At 68.2% G+C, this 18,723-nt stretch carries 17 protein-coding genes; 8 read left to right on the forward strand and 9 right to left on the reverse strand.

All coding sequences use genetic code 11. From position 1 onward, the window contains the following. Positions 1-34 precede the first annotated feature (34 nt). From CDO81_RS00690 to CDO81_RS00705, 4 genes are read left to right on the forward strand one after another with little or no spacing between them, the layout of a single operon-like run. Positions 35-1,123, forward strand: coding sequence for a hypothetical protein (locus CDO81_RS00690; protein ID WP_088481254.1), 1,089 nt, complete (start codon positions 35-37; stop codon positions 1,121-1,123). 12 nt (positions 1,124-1,135) lie between these two features. Next, positions 1,136-1,636 carry a hypothetical protein gene (locus CDO81_RS00695; protein ID WP_144397102.1) on the forward strand — a complete coding sequence of 167 codons (501 nt, stop codon included), beginning with the start codon at positions 1,136-1,138 and terminating at the stop codon, positions 1,634-1,636. Positions 1,637-1,638: 2 nt separating this feature from the next. Further along, positions 1,639-2,403 carry a hypothetical protein gene (locus CDO81_RS00700; RefSeq protein WP_088481256.1) on the forward strand — a complete coding sequence of 255 codons (765 nt, stop codon included), beginning with the start codon at positions 1,639-1,641 and terminating at the stop codon, positions 2,401-2,403. 16 nt (positions 2,404-2,419) lie between these two features. After that, on the forward strand, positions 2,420-3,460 hold the full coding sequence (locus CDO81_RS00705) for a DUF4438 domain-containing protein (RefSeq protein WP_088481257.1): 1,041 nt from the start codon (positions 2,420-2,422) through the stop codon (positions 3,458-3,460). On the opposite strand, the gene CDO81_RS00710 is transcribed toward CDO81_RS00705, so the two are convergent. Together CDO81_RS00710 and kbl are read right to left on the reverse strand one after the other, a co-directional pair. Further along, positions 3,432-4,385 carry an NAD-dependent epimerase/dehydratase family protein gene (locus CDO81_RS00710; protein WP_088481258.1) on the reverse strand — a complete coding sequence of 318 codons (954 nt, stop codon included), beginning with the start codon at positions 4,383-4,385 and terminating at the stop codon, positions 3,432-3,434. The two genes, CDO81_RS00705 and CDO81_RS00710, sit on opposite strands and share 29 nt — an antisense overlap. After that, a complete protein-coding gene (kbl, locus tag CDO81_RS00715) occupies positions 4,382-5,578 on the reverse strand; it encodes a glycine C-acetyltransferase (protein ID WP_088481259.1) in 1,197 nt (398 codons plus the stop codon). Before kbl ends, CDO81_RS00710 begins: the two co-directional genes overlap by 4 nt. A 93-nt stretch (positions 5,579-5,671) precedes the next feature. Here kbl and CDO81_RS00720 point away from each other — a divergent pair, with 93 nt between their 5' ends. Further along, positions 5,672-6,247, forward strand: coding sequence for a helix-turn-helix domain-containing protein (locus tag CDO81_RS00720; RefSeq protein WP_088481260.1), 576 nt, complete (start codon positions 5,672-5,674; stop codon positions 6,245-6,247). 30 nt (positions 6,248-6,277) lie between these two features. After that, the gene (locus CDO81_RS00725) at positions 6,278-7,243 is read left to right on the forward strand and encodes a Bug family tripartite tricarboxylate transporter substrate binding protein (RefSeq protein ID WP_088481261.1); all 966 of its coding nucleotides are present in this window, start codon (positions 6,278-6,280) and stop codon (positions 7,241-7,243) included. On the opposite strand, the gene CDO81_RS00730 is transcribed toward CDO81_RS00725, so the two are convergent. Then, positions 7,215-8,516, reverse strand: a complete 1,302-nt coding sequence (locus CDO81_RS00730) for a YihY family inner membrane protein (RefSeq protein WP_088481262.1) — start codon at positions 8,514-8,516, stop codon at positions 7,215-7,217. The genes CDO81_RS00725 and CDO81_RS00730 overlap by 29 nt on opposite strands. A 21-nt stretch (positions 8,517-8,537) precedes the next feature. Between CDO81_RS00730 and CDO81_RS00735 the strand changes: the two genes are divergently transcribed. Both CDO81_RS00735 and CDO81_RS00740 read left to right on the forward strand, forming a co-directional pair. Next, positions 8,538-8,918: a DUF2069 domain-containing protein gene (locus CDO81_RS00735; protein WP_088481263.1), complete on the forward strand. Its 381-nt coding sequence runs from the start codon at positions 8,538-8,540 to the stop codon at positions 8,916-8,918. Next, complete coding sequence (locus tag CDO81_RS00740; RefSeq protein ID WP_088481264.1) at positions 8,915-10,318, forward strand: FAD-binding oxidoreductase; 1,404 nt, start codon at positions 8,915-8,917, stop codon at positions 10,316-10,318. Before CDO81_RS00735 ends, CDO81_RS00740 begins: the two co-directional genes overlap by 4 nt. Here the strand turns inward: CDO81_RS00740 and CDO81_RS00745 are convergent. The 6 genes from CDO81_RS00745 to CDO81_RS00770 all read right to left on the reverse strand — a co-directional run bounded on the left by CDO81_RS00745 (position 10,296) and on the right by CDO81_RS00770 (position 18,721). Then, complete coding sequence (locus CDO81_RS00745; RefSeq protein WP_088481265.1) at positions 10,296-13,520, reverse strand: efflux RND transporter permease subunit; 3,225 nt, start codon at positions 13,518-13,520, stop codon at positions 10,296-10,298. The two genes, CDO81_RS00740 and CDO81_RS00745, sit on opposite strands and share 23 nt — an antisense overlap. A gap of 14 nt (positions 13,521-13,534) precedes the next feature. Next, positions 13,535-14,695 carry an efflux RND transporter periplasmic adaptor subunit gene (locus tag CDO81_RS00750; protein WP_168928249.1) on the reverse strand — a complete coding sequence of 387 codons (1,161 nt, stop codon included), beginning with the start codon at positions 14,693-14,695 and terminating at the stop codon, positions 13,535-13,537. A gap of 166 nt (positions 14,696-14,861) precedes the next feature. After that, positions 14,862-15,443 (reverse strand): NUDIX domain-containing protein, encoded by a 582-nt coding sequence (locus CDO81_RS00755; protein WP_241516795.1) that lies wholly within the window; start codon positions 15,441-15,443, stop codon positions 14,862-14,864. Further along, positions 15,430-15,744: a DUF2818 family protein gene (locus CDO81_RS00760; RefSeq protein ID WP_088481267.1), complete on the reverse strand. Its 315-nt coding sequence runs from the start codon at positions 15,742-15,744 to the stop codon at positions 15,430-15,432. Before CDO81_RS00760 ends, CDO81_RS00755 begins: the two co-directional genes overlap by 14 nt. Continuing rightward, positions 15,744-17,225: an NADH-quinone oxidoreductase subunit NuoN gene (gene nuoN, locus CDO81_RS00765; protein ID WP_088481268.1), complete on the reverse strand. Its 1,482-nt coding sequence runs from the start codon at positions 17,223-17,225 to the stop codon at positions 15,744-15,746. The genes CDO81_RS00760 and nuoN overlap by 1 nt, the downstream gene beginning before the upstream one ends. A 20-nt stretch (positions 17,226-17,245) precedes the next feature. After that, a complete protein-coding gene (locus tag CDO81_RS00770; RefSeq protein WP_088481269.1) occupies positions 17,246-18,721 on the reverse strand; it encodes an NADH-quinone oxidoreductase subunit M in 1,476 nt (491 codons plus the stop codon). Positions 18,722-18,723 lie beyond the last annotated feature (2 nt).

The raw sequence follows: 18,723 nt of genomic DNA on the forward strand, positions 1-18,723 counted from the left end.
TCCACCGAATGCAACGCCACGCCGGAGCGACACCATGAGCTTCCAGACCACCGAAACCATCCAGCGTCTGTGGGAGACCTTCCTGCGTGACCAGTTGGCGGCCATGCCGCCGGCCGAGCGGCAGAAGTTCGAGCAGCCGTTCGAGCAGCGCTTCAGCGAACTGCTCAAGGGCGCCGCCAACGGCGAGAACAGCCGCGACGGCTTTCTCGACCTGGTCGGCCTGGGCGACAACGGCCCGCCGGACTTCGACAAGATCGCCTACCCGCACATCACGCCTGACTTTGACGACGCCGTCGTGCCCAGCCAGCTGCATGCCGCTGCCGAGCTGTACTACATCTACCAACACGAACGCATGAAGATCTTCGAGGTGGTGGACACGCTGCTGCGGCTGTTCCGGCTGGGCAAGATGCGTATCCAGCGCGGCCCGGGGGCCCGAGGCTTGTATCTGCTCGAGAAGTGGCAGCCCCTGCGCTACAAGCGCGCCGACCGCATGGTGGCCTACCGCCGCGCCTTCAACTACGGCACGGCGCAGGCGCCGGCCGGTGCGGTGGTCAACCGCAACTTCCACCGGCAGATGGTGGGCTTCATGGTGTCGCTGGGCCAGTACTTCCGCGACCTGCTGATCGGCGAGGTCATCCGCGGCGGCCAGGTCATCGAGCAACGGCCCTTCGGCAGCGTGGCCACGGTGCAGCGCATCGGGCTGGACCTGCGCTATGCGCTGGACCGCTCCACCTACGGCAACATCTTCTCGCTGGCCATGGAGACGGGTCATCACCTCAAGACCGTGCTGCAACTGCTGGATGCGCCGGACATCAAGAAGGCCTTCGACGCCAACACCAAGTGGGACGTGGTGGAGATCGTCTCCAACCGCTACCTCGGCGGTGTGGCCGAGCCCAGCCAGCGCGCCAAGATGGCCGAGAGCGGGCGGCGCATCCTGCAGTTCGTGGCGGACAACGACTTCAAGACGGCCACCGACCCCATCCTGTTCCAGAGCGTCGTGCGCCCGATGGGCGCGCATGCCGAAGCCTGGGTGGCGGCCTACCGCATGACGCCCGAGGGCCGGGGCTTCCCCGGCGTGACCCCGGCGCTGCAGAGCGTGCTGGGCATCCGCCAGGCCGCCTGACGGGGGATGGCCATGGGCACGAGCTGGGATGCTGCGGTCATCGACGATGCGTTGGCCGGCACCGACGCCGGGATCGATGCGCTCACCCAGCTGCCTCGCCCGCAGCGGGGGTTGTCGCCCAACCTGGCGCACTGGCATGTCATCGGCAGCCTGGTGAACGACCTGCGCCGGTGGTTCCCGGGCACGCAGGTCCGGGTGGACAAGTCCCGTGGCGCGGGCCAGCCCGGCGCGCGCTTGCGGCCCGACGCCAACTTCAACAACCCGCGCCGGGGTGGCGCGCCGACCCACATCGAGGTCGACACCCAGCCGGCCCAGATGCGCCGTCATATCCATGCCCGCAACCGGGCCCTGCGCAATGTCTTTCTGCAGGTGGACCCCGCCAGCGGCGCGCTGCTGCGCAAGCTCGTCTACCCGCCAGGCGCCCCCCGCCCGCAGCTCGACCGGCGCGGCACGCAGACCGCCCCGGTGCGACTGCGGCCGACGGATGTCTTCGATGAATTCGACGGAGGTTGACCATGGGTGCAAGCGACCTGCGCGTGACCGTCGACGGCGTGAAGCTGCGCTGCGTGCTGGACCCGGCCCTGGTGCTGGGCCATGCCTGCGGTCGCCCACTGGCCCTTGGGCTCACCCGGGTGTTCGAGGCCTGGCTGCCTCGCTCCTTCTGGCGGGTGCTGGACGCCAGCGACTTGATCAGCCTCGACACCGAGGCGGCTCCCTGGCTGCATCCGCTCGCATTGAACGACTGGACGGCGCTGCGCGACGGCACCGACGCCGGCTCCTGGCCGCTGCGCTGGGTCGGCGACAACCTGCACGAGTCGCAGCTGCGCAGCAGCGTGGACGACTCGCTGCTGGAGCGCTTCGAGCGCCACGCGGAGGCTCTGCAGGCGCCGGAGCCCACTGACGCTGGCCTGGGCTGGCAGTGCAGCTTCGATGCGGTCAGCAGCGCGCACGATGCGCTGGCGCTGTCGGCGGCCCTGGATGGGGCCTTGCTGCTGTGCCAGGCCCCCGACGGTGAAACGCCCCCGGGGCCAGTGCTGGCCCTCGCTCGCCTGGGGCACCAGCCACTGGAGTTGTCACCGGACGAAAGCCGCAGCCTGATGGCCGCCGAACGGCTGTTCGTGCGGCAGGCCGTGGCGGCGGCCGGGCTCGCGGCTCAGCTGCAGTCGCTCGGCCACCTGTGCATCGTGCACGCCCTGACCTGGCCGGCTGCCAGCGAGGCGGCCAACGACGACGGCCATGACCCCTGGCATCACAGCCAGTCCTGGTGGTACCGCCTCTGAACGCCGGAGCCCGACGATGGATGCTGAGACTCGCTCGCCCCCCCCCGCCGCAGGCGGCCCCCGCGTGAACCGCGATGAACTCGTGGCCGTCACCGTGCAGGGCCAGATCGCTCATCCGGTCGGCCGCGCCACGCCCTACCGCATCGGCTACGACGGCGTGCCCCGCGTGCTGCCGGGCACCGGGGGTATCGTGCTGAACCGGCGCATCGGCGACCTCTGCGTGGGCCTGGCGGGCGACCACATCGAGCCGGGCGTGGCCCTGCACAACAACAGCCGCGAGGTCATCGGCCCGCGCGACGGCCCGAACAACGCGCTCATCACCTATGCCTGCGTGGGCAACCGCGCCACGGTGCTCAGCGGCCTGGCGCGCGGCCAGCAGGGCTGGGTGACCGGCAAGCACGGCGGCGTGAACCATGTGCTGGTGGACTTCCCAACCGCGGTGCTGCAGCGGCTGGCGATCGGCGACCGCATCGGCATCACCTCCATCGGCCAGGGGCTGCGGCTGCCGCAGCACCCGCGCATCGAGCTGATGAACTGCGCGCCAGGCCTGATCGCCCGCTGGGGCATCACCGCGCGCGATGGCCGCCTGTATGTGCCCGTCACCCATGAGGTGCCCGCACGGCTCATGGGCTCCGGCCTGGGCAAGAACACCGCCTGGCGTGGCGACTACGACATCCAGCTGGCCGACCGCGCCGCCCGGGAGCGCTACCGGCTGGGCAGCCTGCGCTTCGGCGACTTCGTGGCCATCACCGACGCCGACACCCGCCGCGGCCCCGTCATGCGCGAGGGCCGGGTGACCATCGGCGTCATCGTGCACGGCGACAGCACCGTGAGTGGCCACGGCCCGGGCGTGACGCCGCTGCTCACCGGGCCCGCCGAGTTGCTGCGTCCGCGGCATGACACGAATGCCAACCTGGCGGCGGTGCTGGGCGTGCGCCAACCGGTGCCGCCGCAGGAGCGCCTGACGCTCGCCGAGCGCGACCGGCGCCTGCGCTGCCGCGTGCGCGAGGCGCCGCCTCACCTGGCCTTCAGGACGTCAGCTGGCGTTGAAGGTTAGCCAGCATGTCATCGACCATGGCGTCCAGGTCGTAACGCAGCTGCCAGCCCCAGTCGGCCTGGGCGTCGCGGTCATCGATGCGCTGCGGCCAGCTCGCGGCGATCGCCTGGCGGAAGTCGGGCACGCAGTCCATCGTGAACGACGGCAGGCGGCGGCGGATGGACGCTGCGATCTGCTCGGGCGTGAAGCTCACGCCGGCGAGGTTGTAGCTGCCGCGCTGGCGGATGGCCTCGGCCGGCGCGTCCATCAGCTCCAGCGTCGCACGCAGCGCGTCGGGCATGTACATCATCGGCAAGGCCTGGCCGGCTTCCAGGAAGCAGGTGTAGCGGCCTTCCTTCAGCGCGGCATGGAAGATCTCGACGGCGTAGTCGGTCGTGCCACCGCCCGGCGGCGTCTTCCAGCTGATCAGGCCCGGGTAGCGCAGGCTGCGCACGTCCACGCCGTGCTTGGCGTGGTACCAGGCACACCAGCGCTCGCCAGCAAGCTTGGAGATGCCGTAGACGGTGGTCGGGTCCATCACCGTGGTCTGGGGTGTGTCCACGGCCGGCGTGTTCGGACCGAAGGCGGCAATGGAACTGGGCCAGAAGATCTTGTCGAGCTTCTCGTGGCGGGCCAGTTCCAGCACGTTGAGCAGCCCCTTCATGTTCAGGTCCCAGGCCCACATCGGGTGCTTCTCACCGTTGGCCGACAGCGCGGCGGCGAGGTGGTAGATCTGGGTGATCTTGTGGCGCTTGACCACCGTGGCCAGGGCGCCAGCGTCTGTCACGTCAAGCGCCTCGTGCTGCAGAGTGCGCACGCGGCCCTGCGGGCTCAGGTCGCTGGTGATGACGGCCTCGTTGCCGTGCCGCAGCGCGAGTTCTGCGGCCAGCTCGGTGCCAATCTGGCCGTTGGCGCCAATGATGAGGATGCGGGTGGGCCGGCTCATTTCACCAACCCCAGCTCGCGTCCTGCTTGCGTGAAGGCCGCGACGGCCTTCTCCAGGTGCTCGCGCTCATGCACCGCCGAGATCTGCACGCGGATGCGCGCCTGGCCCTTGGGCACGACCGGAAAGAAGAAGCCGACCGCGTAGATGCCCAGCTCCAGGATGCGAGCGCTGAGCTTTTGCGCCATGACCGCGTCGTACACCATGATGGGCACGATCGGGTGGGTGCCCGGCTTGATCTCGAAACCAGCGGCCTGGATGGCCTCGCGGAAGTAGGTGGTGTTGGCTTCGAGCTTGTCGCGCAGCGCGGTGGAGCCTTCCAGCAGGTCCAGCACGGCGAGCGACGCGCCCGCGATGCTCGGGGCCAGGGTGTTGCTGAACAGATAGGGGCGCGAACGCTGGCGCAGCAGTTCGACGACCTCCTTGCGGGCCGCCGTGAAGCCACCCGAGGCCCCGCCCAGGGCCTTGCCGAAGGTGCCGGTGATGATGTCGATCTTGCCGAACACGCCGCGGTACTCGGGTGTGCCGCGGCCCGTGGCGCCGAGGAAGCCGCTGGCGTGGCATTCGTCGATGCCGAGCAGCGCGTCGTAGCGGTCGCACAGCGCCCGGATCTTGTCGAGCTGGGCGATGGTGCCGTCCATCGAGAACACGCCGTCGGTGAACACCAGCTTGAAGCGGGCGCCCTTGTCGGTGGCTTCCTTCAGGCAGCGTTCGAGATCGGCCAGGTCGTTGTGCTCGTAGCGCCAGCGCTGGGCCTTGCACAAGCGGATGCCGTCGATGATGGAGGCGTGGTTGAGCGCGTCGCTGATGATGGCGTCCTGCTCGCCGAGCAGGGGCTCGAACAGGCCGCCATTGGCGTCGAAAGCCGCGGCGTACAGGATGGCGTCCTCGCAGCCGACGAAGCGGGCGATGCGCTGCTCCAGGGTCTTGTGCAGGTCCTGCGTGCCGCAGATGAAGCGCACCGACGACAGGCCGAAGCCATGCGTGCGCAGCGCCTCGTGTGCCGCTTCGATCACCTGGGGATGCGAGGACAGGCCCAGGTAGTTGTTGGCGCACAGGTTGATGACCTCGCGGCCATCCGTCGTCTGCACGACGGCACCTTGCGGCGTGGTGATGATGCGTTCGGCCTTGAAGAGGCCTGCCGCACGGATGCCGTCGAGTTCAGCTTGCAGGTGTTGATAGAAGGCTTGGCTCATGGGGCCGCTCCTGGTGCACAATTCGGTAAATTGAACGTGTTCGATATATCGAACGTTTGTGCAGTATCCGGAAATCGTCCATCCCCGTCAAGCATGAACAAGCCCGCCGTCGATCTCGAACCGCCCCGCGTGGGGGCCGCCCTGCAGGCCCTGCGCACCAGCCGCGGGCTGTCGCTGGACGATCTGTCCAAGCGGGCAGGCGTCAGCAAGTCGATGCTGTCGCAGATCGAGCGCAACCAGGCCAACCCGACGGTGGCCGTGGTCTGGCGCCTGGCCAATGCGCTGGGCGTAGAGATGGGCGAACTGCTCGGTGCCGAGCGTGCGGCCACGCCGGCCATCGAGACCGTGCCGGCGCATGCCACACCGGGCCTCACCAGCCCGGACGGCCTGTGCAAGCTGCGCATCCTCGGGCCCATCGAGCTGGCGGGTCAGTTCGAGTGGTACGAGCTGGGCGTGCAGCCGGGCGGCGTGCTCGACAGCCAGGCCCACGAACCCGGCTCGCGGGAGCACCTGAGCGTGCTCACCGGCAGCCTGGAAGTCACCGCGCAAGGTGTCACGAGCAAGCTCAAGCCCGGTGAAACCGCGCGCTATGCCGTGGATGGGCCGCACGCCATCCGCAACACCGGCAAGTCGGCAGCGACCGCCTTGCTGGTGGTACTGCACCCGTAGACTCGGCGGGGTCCCACCAGGAGCCCCGACATGATCCAACGCCGTTCCGCCCTGGCCGCGCTGGCCACCCTCCCCCTGGCTGCGCCCCGGCTCAGCCGCGCCGATGACAAGACCCTGCGGCTGCTGGTGGGCTTCCCGGCCGGCGGCGGGACGGATGCCATCGCGCGGCTGCTGGGCGAGGCCCTGCAGGCGGCCCTCGGCACGACGGTCCTCGTGGACAACCGGCCCGGGGCCGGCGGGCAGATCGCCGCGCAGGCCCTGAAGGCCGCGGCGCCAGACGGCAACACGCTGTTCGTCAGCCACGACCACACCATCTCGATCCTGCCGCTGGTGCTGAAGCACCCGGGCTTCGACCCCGCCAAGGATTTCGTGCCGGTGGCGGGTTTCGCCACCTTTGCCAATGCGCTGGCGCTGTCGGGCGGCACGCCTGCGGCCAGCCTGCCGGAGTACCTGGCCTGGGTGAAGAAGCAAGGCGGCCAGGGCAACGTGGGCGTGCCGGCGCCGGCCTCGGTGCCGGAGTTCCTCGTCAAGCTGCTGGGCGAGAAGCACGGGCTGAACCTGCTGGCCGTGCCCTACCGCGGCAGCGCGCCCATGATCAGCGACATGCTGGGCAACCAGGTCAGCGCCGGCGTGGGCTCGGTGCCCGATCTCATCGTCAACCACCAGCAGAAGAAGCTGCGCATCGTGGCGGTGATGGGTCAGCAGCGCCAGCCAGTGCTGCCGGAAGTGCCGACCTTTGCCGAACTCGGCATCGCGGGCTTCGAGGACCTGCCCTACTACGGCCTGTTCGCACCGGCCGGCACGCCAACCGCGACCCTGGAGCGCCTGTCACAGGCACTGGCGGGCGTCATCGCGCAACCGGCCGTGAAGGCCCGGCTGACCGAGCTGGGCCTCTCCGTCGGCCTGATGACCTCGGCCCAGCTGGCCAGCCGTGAGCGGGCCTATGCTGCGGCCTGGGCGCGGATCATCAAGGCCGGGGGCTTCCAGCCCCAGTGAGGAGCTGGCCTACCGTCAGGCTCGACCAGCCGCCCTGGGCCCACAGATTGGCCAGCAAGCCCTGGCGCTCCGCCAGGAAGGCGGCCAGCAGTGGCTCGGCCGAGGCCGTCTCGGGTGCGCACAGCAGCACGAAGCGCTGGGCGCCCTCTTCCTCCAGGCGGCCGATCCAGTCCAGCGCAAGCAGCTTGTCGACGATGGGGCTGAGCTGCAGCGGGTCCACGCGCAGCGCCACCGCCAACCCCAGGTGTGACAGCCCGCGCTGGCCAGCCTCGCGGGCCTGCCACAGCGCGCGGATGACCTCCAGCGCCAGGCCCAGCGGCTGGCCCGGGGCGTCAGCGCGCAGGTGCAGGCGACCTGTCAAGGCCGGTGTGTTGGCGGCCAGGATCGCCCCCAGCAGCACGATCACCCAGCCGAGGTAGACCCAGATCAGGAAGACCGGCACGGTCGCAAACGCGCCGTACAAGGTCGAATAGGTCGGCACCTGCTTCACATACCAGGCCAGCAGCGACTTGGCCAACGAAAAGCCCAGCGACACGAAGGCCCCGCCGAGCAGCGCATGGCGCCAGCGCACATGGGTGTTGGGCACGTAGTGGAAGAGCCCGGCCACGGCCAGGCCGAGCAGCAGGATGTCAGCCCCACCCAGCAGCGCGGCCAGGTCACCGGGCATCTTGGTGAAAAGCCCCTGGCCCACGCTGACCGCATAGCTCGTCAGCGTGAGGCTGCCGCCGAGCAGCAGCGGGCCGAGGGTGAGCGCCGCCCAATACACCAGCACCCGCTGCGCCATCGGCCGCGGCCGGCGCACGCGCCAGATGGCGTTGAGCGTGCGGTCGATGGTGAGCATCAGGGCCAGGGCCGTGATGCCGAGGAAGACCAGACCCACCGCACCCAGCTTGTTGGCCTTGGCCGCGAACTGGGTCAGCGAGGCCAGCACTGGCTTGGCGATGTTGGGTGGGATGAGGCTCTTCAGGAAGTACTGCTCCAGTGCCGACTGGAAGCTGGAGAACATCGGGAAGGCCGTGAAGATGGCCAGCATCACCGTCAACAGCGGCACCAGCGAGATCAGCGTGGTGAACGTGAGGCTGCCGGCGGTCAGGCCGAGCTTTTCTTCCCGAAATCGCTGGCGGAAGGTCTGCAGCGTCTGCAGCCAGGGCCAGGCCAGGAGCTCGGCGATGAAGCTGCGCACAAACGCCACCGGATTGCGTTCCAGCGGCGCGTCGGGATTGTCGGAGGGCGCCGCGGTGGTGCGCGGCGCGGCATGCGGGGACAGGGACATGGCTTCTATGATGCCGCAGCTATGCCTGCCCCCCTTGAAAGAACCGAACCGCGTCCGAATGAACGCCTGTCGCGCAACCTGGCGGTCGCCAGCACGCTGGCGCTGATCCTGCTGTGCCTGGCGTGGGAGCTGTGGCTCGCGCCCACCGGCCGCGGCACGCTCGCGCTGAAGGCCCTGCCCCTGCTGGCGGCGCCCTTCGGCCTGTGGCGCTACCGCATGTACACCTACCGCTGGCTGGCGCTCGTCATCTGGCTGTATGCACTGGAAGGCCTGGTGCGCGCCACGAGCGAGGGCGGCCTCGGCCAGGTGCTGGCAGGCCTGGAGGTGGTGCTGAGCCTGGTCGTCTTCACGGCCTGCACTGCGCACATCCGGCAGCGACTGGCGGCTGCGAAGGCGGCATGAGCGCATTTCTCGACGCGCTGCGCGCGAGGTTGGGCGAGCCGGGACTGCTGGTGGGCGGCGATCTGTCCGCCTTCGAGACCGACTGGCGCAAGCGCTACCCCGGCCGGGCCTTGGCGGTGGCGCGGCCGGCCACCACCGAGGAGGTGGCGGCGGTGCTGCAGCTCTGCCAGGCACATCGCGTGGCGGTCGTGCCGCAGGGCGGCAACACCGGGCTCGTGGGCGGCTCCACGCCGGACGACAGCGGGCAGCAGCTCGTGCTGAGCCTGAGCCGCATGAAGCGGCTGCGCGAGATCGACGTGGCCAATGCCAGCCTGACCGCCGAAGCCGGCTGCGTGCTGGCCGATGTGCAGGCGGCAGCCGCAGGCGCCGGCATGCTGTTCCCGTTGAGCCTGGCCGCCGAGGGCTCCTGCACCCTGGGCGGCAACCTCGCCACCAATGCAGGCGGCACGCAGGTGCTGCGTTATGGCAATGCCCGGGAGCTGTGCCTCGGCCTGGAGGTGGTGACGGCTGCCGGCGACGTCTGGCAGGGGCTGTCGGGCCTGCGCAAGGACAACACCGGCTACGACCTGCGCGACCTGTTCATCGGCAGCGAAGGCACGCTGGGCATCATCACCGCCGCCACGATGAAGCTCTACCCGGTGCCCAAGGAGCGACTCACCGCGCTGGCGGCCTGCAACTCCCCAGACGATGCCGTGAACCTGCTGCGGCTGGCGCGGGACCGTGCAGGCGACGCGCTGACTGGCTTTGAGGTGATGAACCGCGCCTCGCTCGCATTGGTCGCGCGGGAGCTGCCGCAGCTGGCGCAGCCGCTGGATGCTGCCGCCTGGACGGTGCTGCTGGAGCTGTCAGACGCTGAAAGTGCCGAGCACGCGCGCCAGGTGTTCGAGGGGCTGCTCGAAGCGGCCTTCGAGGCCGGCATCGTGCAGGACGCGGCCATGGCCCAGAGCCTGCAGCAGGCCCGGGACTTCTGGCATCTGCGCGAATCCATCCCGCTGGCCCAGGCCCAGGCGGGGCTGAACATCAAGCACGACATCGCCCTGCCGGTCTCGGCCATTCCGGGCTTCGTTGCCGAGATGGATGCCGCGCTGGCGCGCTACCTGCCCGGCATCGAGGTCATCGACTTCGGGCACCTGGGCGATGGCAACCTGCACTACAACGTGCAGGCCCCGGCAGGTGTGGCGCCTGCGGCCTTCCTGGCTGCGCACGAGGCACCGATCAATGCGATGGTGTACGACGCGGTGCAGCGCCGTGGGGGTTCGATCTCGGCCGAGCACGGCATCGGCCGGCTCAAGCGCGAGGAACTCGCCCAGCGCAAGGACCCCACGGCCCTGGCGCTGATGCAGTCGATCAAGCGGGCACTGGACCCGCTCGGCCTCCTCAACCCTGGACGGCTGGTTTGACCGCCGGGCGGCCGGTGACCAGCCGCACCAGGCGCATCACCATCCGGAACACGAAGCGAACCAGCAGCAGCGTCAACACCGCTTCGAGCAGCGTCAGCACAAACCCGCCGAACACCGTGAACCGCTCCGAGCGCCGATGGAACTTGGCCAGGGCATGGTCACGCGCGATCTCGATGCTGTCGTAGAAGGTCGGCACGATCAGCAGCGTGAGCAGGGTCGAGGTGATGGTGCCGCCGATGATGGCCACGGCCATCGGCCGGTAGAACTCGCCGCCCTCCCCCACGCCGATGGCCACCGGCAGCATGCCGGCGATCAGCGCAAGCGTGGTCATCAGGATGGGCCGGAAGCGCTTGCGGCCGGCGTGCATCAGTGCCTCTTCGCGGTCGATGCCGGCCGCCTCTTCCTGGCGCGTGGCGTCGAGCAGCAGGATGGCGTTCTTGGCCACCAAGCCCATCAGCATGATGACGCCGATCAGGCTCATCAGGTTGAGCGTGCCCCGGGTCAGCAGCAGCGCGACCACCACGCCGATCAGGCTCAGGGGCAGCGACATCATCACGCCAAGCGGTGCGGTGAAGCTGTTGAACTGGATGACGAGCACGAAGTACATCAACGCGATGCCCGACAGCAGCGCGGTGATCATGGCGGTGAACACCTCCTGCTGGTCACGCGCCGCGCCGGCCAGCTCGATGCCGAAGCCCGGCGGGAAGTCGATCTTTTCGGCGAGCTTCTTGGCCTCCGCCGTGATCTCACCCGGCGAGCGGCCCTGGGCGTTGGCGCTGACCGTGATGGTGCGCTTGCCGTCGCCGTGCTGGATCTGGCCCGGGCCCTTGCCCATGGTGACGGTGGCGATCTGGTCCAACGGCACCATGCGGTTCGTGCCTGAGACGGCGATGGGCAGGCGCTCGATGTTGGCGGCGTCCACGCGGTCGCTCGGGTGCAGGCGGATGGACACGTCGCGGGTCTCGCCGGTGGGGTCGACCCAGTCACCGGCTTCCACGCCAGCAAAGGCCACGCGCAGGGCCTGGGCTGCGTCATTCACCGAGATGCCCATCTGGTTGGCGAGGCCGCGGTCGAGTTCGATCTGCAGTTCGTTCTGCGGGTCCTGCTCGGAGTAGCCGATGTCCACGGCGCCCTTGATGCCGGCCATGGTCTTCTGGAAGTCCTGCGTGATCTGCTGGAGCTTGCGGGTATCGGTGCCGAAGAAGCGGATCTGCACCGGCTTCTGCGCGCCATTGTTCAGGTCGTCAAGCACCACGTACTCGGCACCGACGAGGCGCGACACCTTCTCGCGCAGTTCCTTGGCGACCTCGGCCGCGGAGCGCTGGCGCTCGGTGCTCTTGCCGATGTCCACGTAGATGCGGCCACCGCTGGCGTTGGGATAGGCGGTGGTGGCCTTGGTTTCCTTCATCGTCGAGGCCAGCGCAGCGGCGGCATCGAGCTTGAGCTTGGAGTAGTCCAGGCTGCTGGACGCCGGGCTGCGCACCTCGATCGCCAGGAAGCCGGCATCCGCCTGCGGCAGGAAGCTGGAGCCGCCGAACTTGGCCTGCAGGAAGATGGCGCCCACGAAGCTGAGCACGGCGAAGGCCGTCATCCAGCGGCGGTGGTGCAAGGCCCAGGCAATGACATGGCCGTAGCGATCGGCCACGCCATCGAACCAGTGGTTGAAGCGCTGGAACCACTTCTCAAGGCCCCGCTTGGGCTGCTCGTGGTAGCCCGGGGGGTCGCCCCAGTAGGCCGACAGCATCGGGTCGAGCGTGAAGCTGATCAGCAGCGACACGATGACCGAGGCCACGACCGTGAGCGCGAACGGCTTGAACCACTGGCCCGGGCCGTTGCCCATGAAGGCCACCGGCACGAACACCGCGACGATGGCGAAGGTGGTCGCCGCCACGGCCAGGCCGATCTCGGCCGTGCCCTCGCGGGCGGCGGTCACGCGGTCACTGCCGCGCTCCATGTGCCGCACGATGTTCTCCCGCACGACGATGGCGTCGTCGATCAGCACGCCGATGGCCAGGGACAGGCCCAGCAGGCTCATGAAGTTCAGCGAGAAGCCCATCAGCCACACCGCAATGAAGGCGGCCAGCACCGAGGTGGGCAGCGAGAGTGCGGTGATGAGGGTGGAGCGCCAGCTGTTCAGGAAGGCGTAGACCACGAAGATGGTCAGGCCGGCACCGAAGACCAGCGCGTGCGTCACGTTGTGCAGGCTGTTCTCGGCGTCCTTGCCGCCGTCCTGCGTGACCTCCAGCGTCGTGCCGCTGGGCAGCTCCTTCGCGATCTCGGCCACCAGCTTGCGCGCATCGTTGGCCACGCTGACGGTGGACGCGTCTCGCGAGCGGGTGATGGAAATGCCAACGTTCGGGCGGCCGTTGCGCAGGGAGTAGCCGGTCATCTCGGCAAAGCCGTCCTTGACTTCGGCCACCTGGCCCAGGCGCACCACCGTGCCCACGCCATTGACCGTGGTGCGCTTGATGATCATCTGCTCGAACTCGGCCGGCGACTCCAGCCGGCCCAGCAGACGGATGCTCTGGTCCTCCAGGGCGCCACGCACCTTGCCCACCGGCGCGGTGGTGTTCTGCGCCCGCACCGCGTTCAGCACCTCGGTGACCGAGACGCCGAATTCGCGCAGCTTCTCGGCCCGCAACAGGATGGACAGCTCCCGCTTGAGCGAACCGTTCACGTTGACGGTCGACACGCCGGCGATGCCGCGGAAACGCTCGGCCAGCTTGTCTTCGGCCAAGCGGCTGAGCTGGGCATGCGTGAGCGTGGTGCTGGACAGCGACAGCTGCAGGATGGGCTGCGCGCCAGGGTCGGCCCGGGTGATGATGGGCTCGCGCATCTCGATCGGCAGCTTGTAGCGCACCGAAGCGATCGCATTGCGTACTTCGTCCGCCGCCTCGATCATGTTCTTCGAGAAGTCGAAGATCAGCACGATCGTGGCGCCGCCTTCGCGGGACGTGGAGTTGGAGCGGTCGACGCCCGAGATGCTCTGCAGCGCCTTCTCGATGCGGTTGACCACCTCGCGTTCGGCTGTTTCGGGCGACGCGCCGGGATAGGTGATGTTGATGACGAGCACGGGCGGCTCGACCTCGGGGAACTGGTTGACCTTGAGCTTGGACAGGGCCAGCAGGCCGACCAGCATCAGGCCGATCACCATCACGACCGTCGCGACCGGACGGCTGATGCTGAAGTTGGAAAGGAACATCGCAGCGCTCCCGTTTACTTGCTCGCAGCCGCTGCCGCAGCCACCGCCGACGCGGCACCGGCGCCCGCGGCCACGCGCTGCACGGCCGCACCGTCCACCAGCGAGCTGGTGGGCGAGCGCAGCACCACATCGCCCAGAGCCAGGCCCGAGGCGATGACCACCTCACCCCGACGGTCGTCACGGTCACCCAGGGTGACGCTGACTTTCTTCAGCTGGTTGCCGGCCACCTTCCAGACGAAGGCCGCGTCGCCCTGCCGCTGCACCGAGCCTTCCGCCAGCACCAGCGCGCGGCGCTCGGCGCTCTCGACCCGGCCTTCGGCATACAGGCCGGCCACTTGCGGCGCCTTGGCGCGGTCGTCGAACTCGGCGATGACTTCGACCTGGCGGGTGGTGGCATTGGCGGAAGCGTCGATTCGCGCCAGCTTGCCGCGGAACTCGACATCGCCGAAACCATTGATGCGGAAGGCCACCGGCTGGCCCACCTTCAGCTCGCCCAGACGATCGGCCGAGATCTGCCCCTCGAAGCGCATCGAACCTGGGTCGATGACCTTGACCAACTCGCGACCGATCTGCACGGTGTCGCCGACCGAAATCTTGCGCTCGCTGACGACGCCATCGAACGGCGCCCGCACCTCGGTGCGTGTGACCTGCTGACGCGCCGTGACGGCCCGGGCCTTCGCTGCAGCCAGCTCGCTTTGGGCGGCGTTGCGGCGGACTTCGGCGTCTTCCAAGCCCTGCATGGAGATCATGCCTTGCTGGTTGAGCGTGCGCTGGCGGGCCAGCACGCGCTCGGTCTGCTCGAAGCTTTGCTGTGCGGCGCGCACGGCTTCTTCGGCCGAGGTGAGGCTGTCGCGGATGGCGGTCGGGTCCAAGCGGATGATGAGATCGCCGGCACGCACCCGCTCGCCGTTGTCCTTGGCCACCTGCAGGACCACGGCGGCCACTTCAGCGCGCAGGTCGGCCCGGCGGGCCGGCTGGATGGCGCCGGTGATCACCGGCGCGCCGATCAAGCCGCTCTGCCCCACCTGGCGCAGATCCTCCGGGGCCAGCAGCAGCGGCGCGGCAGGCTTGGCGGCGGCCTTGGCATCGTCGGGCTTGCCCCCCTTGCTGCAGGCGGCCAGGGTGAGAACCAGGGCCAGCGACAGGGTGGTGAGGAGCGGCGTTGCACGCATCATGGAGAGACCTTCTTCAGAGGACTGGGTTAGGTGCCTGGAAACGGCGTTTCAGGCGCGCGAGCTTAACGGCCTGGCAACACTTCGCCAGAGGTCATGCAAGATTTGAAACGCGCCGTTGACGCGATGCGAACAGCCCCCCAGCCGCGGATGGCACGCGACGGGCGGGTCAGGCCGGTTGCCAGTCCAGCGACCAGGCGCCCTGCTGCCAGCGCTGCAGCCACAGCAGACCGATCAGCGACTTGGCGTCGGTCAGCTCACCACGGGCTGCCAACTGGTCGAGCTCGGCCGAGGTGTGGGTGACGAGTTCGAGAAACTCGCCGTCATCAAGCTTTTGCGTGCCCTGCGAGAGGCCCCGCGCGAAGAAGATGTGGATGCCTTCGTCGGAATAGGCGATGGCGTTGTGCAGCACGCCGGCGTAGGCCCATTCGGCCGCGGTGTAGCCCGTCTCCTCCAGCAGCTCGCGCTGGCCGCACACGAGCGGTGCTTCGCCGGCATCGAGCTTGCCCGCCGGAAACTCCAGCATGACCCGCCCCATCGGGTACCGGTACTGGCGCTCCATCAGGAGTCGCCCGTCGTCCAGCAAGGGCACCACCATCACGGCGCCCGGGTGGCGGATGAACTCGCGGCTGGCGGTGCCACCATCGGGCAGCGCGACGCGGTCCTTGACGACGCGCAGGAAGTGGCCTTGGTAGACCTCGGCGCTGTCGAGCTGGCGCTCGACGAGGTGGGCGTCGTCAGTCTTCGACACGATGGGCGCCGCGGCGCAGATAGCGCCACACGAAGCCCGGGAAACCGAGCGTGGCGAACAGGCAGGCCGCTGCCGCGTAGAACTCCCACCCCTGTGCATGACGCTGGCCAATCTGGGCTTCGAGGGCCGTGCCGACACCGAAGGTCAGCGCGGCCATGAACACCAGTTCCAACAGGCGCCACCAGCCGCCTTTGGGCGCGCGGCGGGGGCCGACCAGCAGCAGTCGTTCGCTGAAGTAAGGCAGGTTGGCCGCCACGACGGCGAAGACCAGCACGCCCCAGACCGCCGTGGTCTGGTCCATCAGGTGGCGAGCGCCTTCACGATGGCCTGGGCGCACAGCGCCATGAGGCCACCCGGCAGCAAGCCGAACACCAGCACGGCAAGGCCGTTGAGCGACATCACCACGCGCACGTCGCCCGGCGTGGTCAGCGGTGTCTTGTCGGCCGGCTCGTCGAAGAACATGACCTTCACGACGCGCAGGTAGTAGAAGGCACCGATCAGCGACAGCACCACCGCGAAGATGGCCAGGTAGAGATAGGCGTCCACGTGCGTCGACACCAGCGCCTGCAGCACTGCGAGCTTGGCGTAGAAGCCCACCGTCGGCGGCACACCGGCCAGCGAGAACATGAACAGCGTCATGACCAGCGCGAACCACGGGCTGCGCTTGGCCAGGCCGGCGAAGTCCTTCAGTTCTTCTGCCTCATGGCCGGCGCGGGCCAGCAGGATGACCATGCCGAAGGTGCCGAGCGTCGTCAGCACGTAGGTCACCGCGTAGAACATGGCCGAGCTGTAGGCGTTGGCGGCCGACAGCGTGTTGTTGTTGACCACACCGCTGGCCATGGCCAGCAGCATGAAGCCCATGTTCGCGATGGTCGAGTAGGCCAACATGCGCTTGATGTTGGACTGCGCGATGGCGGCGAGGTTGCCCACCAGCAGCGACATCACCGACAGCACGATCAGCATCTGCTGCCAGTCCACCGCCAAACCGATCATGCCCTCCACCAGCAGGCGGATGGTGATGGCGAAGGCCGCCAGCTTGGGCGCACCGCCGATCAGCAGCGTGATGGCCGTGGGAGCACCTTGGTAGACGTCGGGCACCCACATGTGGAAGGGAGCGGCGCCCAGCTTGAAGGCGAGGCCGGCCACGACGAACACCACGCCGAACACCAACACGCCGCGGTTGGGCACGCCCTTGGCGATGACATCGAAGACTTCAGGGATGCTCAGCGAGCCGGTGGCGCCGTACATCATCGACAGGCCGTAGAGCAGGAAGCCGCTGGCCAGTGCGCCGAGCACGAAGTACTTCATCGCGGCTTCGGTCGACACGGCATGGTCACGGCGCAGGGCCACCAGCGCATACAGCGACAGGCTCATCAGCTCCAGGCCAAGGTAGATGACCAGGAAGTTGTTGGCCGACAGCATCACGCAGATGCCCAGCAGCGAGAACAGGCTGAGGATGAAGAGCTCACCTTTGAGCATCTCCCGCACGCCGGCGTAGGGCCGCGCATAGACCAGCGCGATCATCGTCGCCACACAGGCGAAGCCGGCCAGCAGGTGACCCATGGGGTCGGCGACGACCATGCCCTGCATGGCGTAGGTCGTGAAGCCCGCGTCGAAGTAGTAGAAGTGCATGCCGGCCACGATGGCCATTGACAGCTGCGTCAGCCAGTAGGTGGGGCGGCGCTGTTCATCGGTGACCCACAGGTCCACCAGGGCCACCACGCAGCCCATCACCAACAGCAGGATCTCGGGGTAGATCGCGAGCCAGTTCATGTCGTTCATTGTTCTTGCCTCTGCTCGGATCAGACCGGGAGCTTGCTGGTCGCCACGTGCTTGAGCAGCTCGGTGACCGAGTGGTGCATCACGTCGGTGAAGGGCTTCGGGTAGAGGCCCATGTACAGCGTCGCCACGGCCAGCAGGCCCAGCATGATGAATTCGCGGGCGTTGATATCGGTGAGCGCGCGGACGTCATCGTTGGCGATGTCGCCGAAGTAGACCCGCTTGACCATCCACAACGTGTAGGCCGCACCGAAGATCAGCGCGGTGGCGGCAATCAGGCCCAGCCAGAAGTTCGCGCCGACCGTGCCCAGGATGACCATCCATTCGCCCACGAAGCCGGCGGTCGCCGGCAGGCCGCAGTTGGCCATGCCGAAGAACACCGCGAAGGCCGCGAACCTGGGCATGGTGTTGACCACGCCGCCGTAGGAGGAAATCTCACGCGAGTGCACGCGGTCGTAGAGCACGCCGATGCACAGGAACATCGCGCCCGACACGAAGCCGTGCGAGATCATTTGCACGAGCCCGCCCGACACGCCCAGTTCATTGAAGATGAAGAAGCCCAGGGTCACAAAACCCATGTGCGCGATGGACGAGTAGGCCACCAGCTTCTTCATGTCCTTCTGCACCAGGGCCACCAGGCCGATGTAGACGACGGCAATCAGCGACATCGCGATGATGAGCCAGGCCCATTGGCGGGCGGCGTCCGGCGCGATGGGCAGCGAGAAGCGCAGGAAGCCATAGCAGCCGAGCTTCAGCATGATGGCAGCCAGCACGACCGAGCCACCCGTGGGCGCCTCGACGTGGGCGTCGGGCAGCCAGGTGTGCACCGGCCACATCGGCACCTTCACCGAGAAGGCGGCCAGGAAGGCGAAGAAGAGCCAGGTCTGGGCGCCACCCGCCAGCGGCAGCTTGTGCCAGGTCTGGATATCGAAGCTGCCGGCCGACTGGTAGTACAGGTACAGCAGCGCGATCAGCATCAGCAGCGAGCCGGCGAGCGTGTACAGGAAGAACTTGAAGGCCGCGTACACGCGGTTCGGGCCGCCCCACACGCCGATGATGATGTACATCGGGATGAGCGTGGCCTCGAAGAACACGTAGAACAGCATGCCATCCAGCGCGCTGAACACACCCACCATCAGACCCGACAGGATCAGGAACGCGCCCATGTACTGGTTCACTCGCGTCTCGATCACTTCCCAGGCGGAGATGACGACGATGACGGTGATGAAGGCCGTCAGCGGCACGAACCACATCGAGATGCCATCCACGCCAAGGTGGTAGCGGATGTTGAAGCGCTCGATCCAGGCCAGGTTCTCAACGAACTGCATGGCAGCCGTCGAGGTGTCGAAGCCGGTGATGAGCGGCAGCGTGACGAGGAAGCTCGCCACGGCAGCCGCCAGCGCCATCCAGCGCACAGCACCCGCCTGTTCATCGCGCCCCAGAGCCAGCAGCAAGGCGCCGCAGGCGATGGGCAGAAAAATCGCAAGACTCAGCAACATTC

It is taken from the genome of Roseateles puraquae (assembly GCF_002205845.1).
GTDB lineage: Bacteria > Pseudomonadota > Gammaproteobacteria > Burkholderiales > Burkholderiaceae_C > Pelomonas > Pelomonas puraquae.

Coding starts and splice junctions, on each gene's coding strand:
- CDO81_RS00745 (WP_088481265.1), bottom strand. CDS start 13,520: ATGTTCCTTTCCAACTTCAGCATCAGCCGTCCGGTCGCGACGGTCGTG.
- CDO81_RS00720 (WP_088481260.1), top strand. CDS start 5,672: ATGAACAAGCCCGCCGTCGATCTCGAACCGCCCCGCGTGGGGGCCGCC.
- CDO81_RS00705 (WP_088481257.1), top strand. CDS start 2,420: ATGGATGCTGAGACTCGCTCGCCCCCCCCCGCCGCAGGCGGCCCCCGC.
- CDO81_RS00690 (WP_088481254.1), top strand. CDS start 35: ATGAGCTTCCAGACCACCGAAACCATCCAGCGTCTGTGGGAGACCTTC.
- CDO81_RS00700 (WP_088481256.1), top strand. CDS start 1,639: ATGGGTGCAAGCGACCTGCGCGTGACCGTCGACGGCGTGAAGCTGCGC.
- CDO81_RS00725 (WP_088481261.1), top strand. CDS start 6,278: ATGATCCAACGCCGTTCCGCCCTGGCCGCGCTGGCCACCCTCCCCCTG.
- CDO81_RS00740 (WP_088481264.1), top strand. CDS start 8,915: ATGAGCGCATTTCTCGACGCGCTGCGCGCGAGGTTGGGCGAGCCGGGA.
- kbl (WP_088481259.1), bottom strand. CDS start 5,578: ATGAGCCAAGCCTTCTATCAACACCTGCAAGCTGAACTCGACGGCATC.
- CDO81_RS00735 (WP_088481263.1), top strand. CDS start 8,538: ATGCCTGCCCCCCTTGAAAGAACCGAACCGCGTCCGAATGAACGCCTG.
- CDO81_RS00750 (WP_168928249.1), bottom strand. CDS start 14,695: ATGATGCGTGCAACGCCGCTCCTCACCACCCTGTCGCTGGCCCTGGTT.
- CDO81_RS00770 (WP_088481269.1), bottom strand. CDS start 18,721: ATGTTGCTGAGTCTTGCGATTTTTCTGCCCATCGCCTGCGGCGCCTTG.
- nuoN (WP_088481268.1), bottom strand. CDS start 17,225: ATGAACGACATGAACTGGCTCGCGATCTACCCCGAGATCCTGCTGTTG.
- CDO81_RS00730 (WP_088481262.1), bottom strand. CDS start 8,516: ATGTCCCTGTCCCCGCATGCCGCGCCGCGCACCACCGCGGCGCCCTCC.
- CDO81_RS00695 (WP_144397102.1), top strand. CDS start 1,136: ATGGGCACGAGCTGGGATGCTGCGGTCATCGACGATGCGTTGGCCGGC.
- CDO81_RS00710 (WP_088481258.1), bottom strand. CDS start 4,385: ATGAGCCGGCCCACCCGCATCCTCATCATTGGCGCCAACGGCCAGATT.
- CDO81_RS00760 (WP_088481267.1), bottom strand. CDS start 15,744: ATGGACCAGACCACGGCGGTCTGGGGCGTGCTGGTCTTCGCCGTCGTG.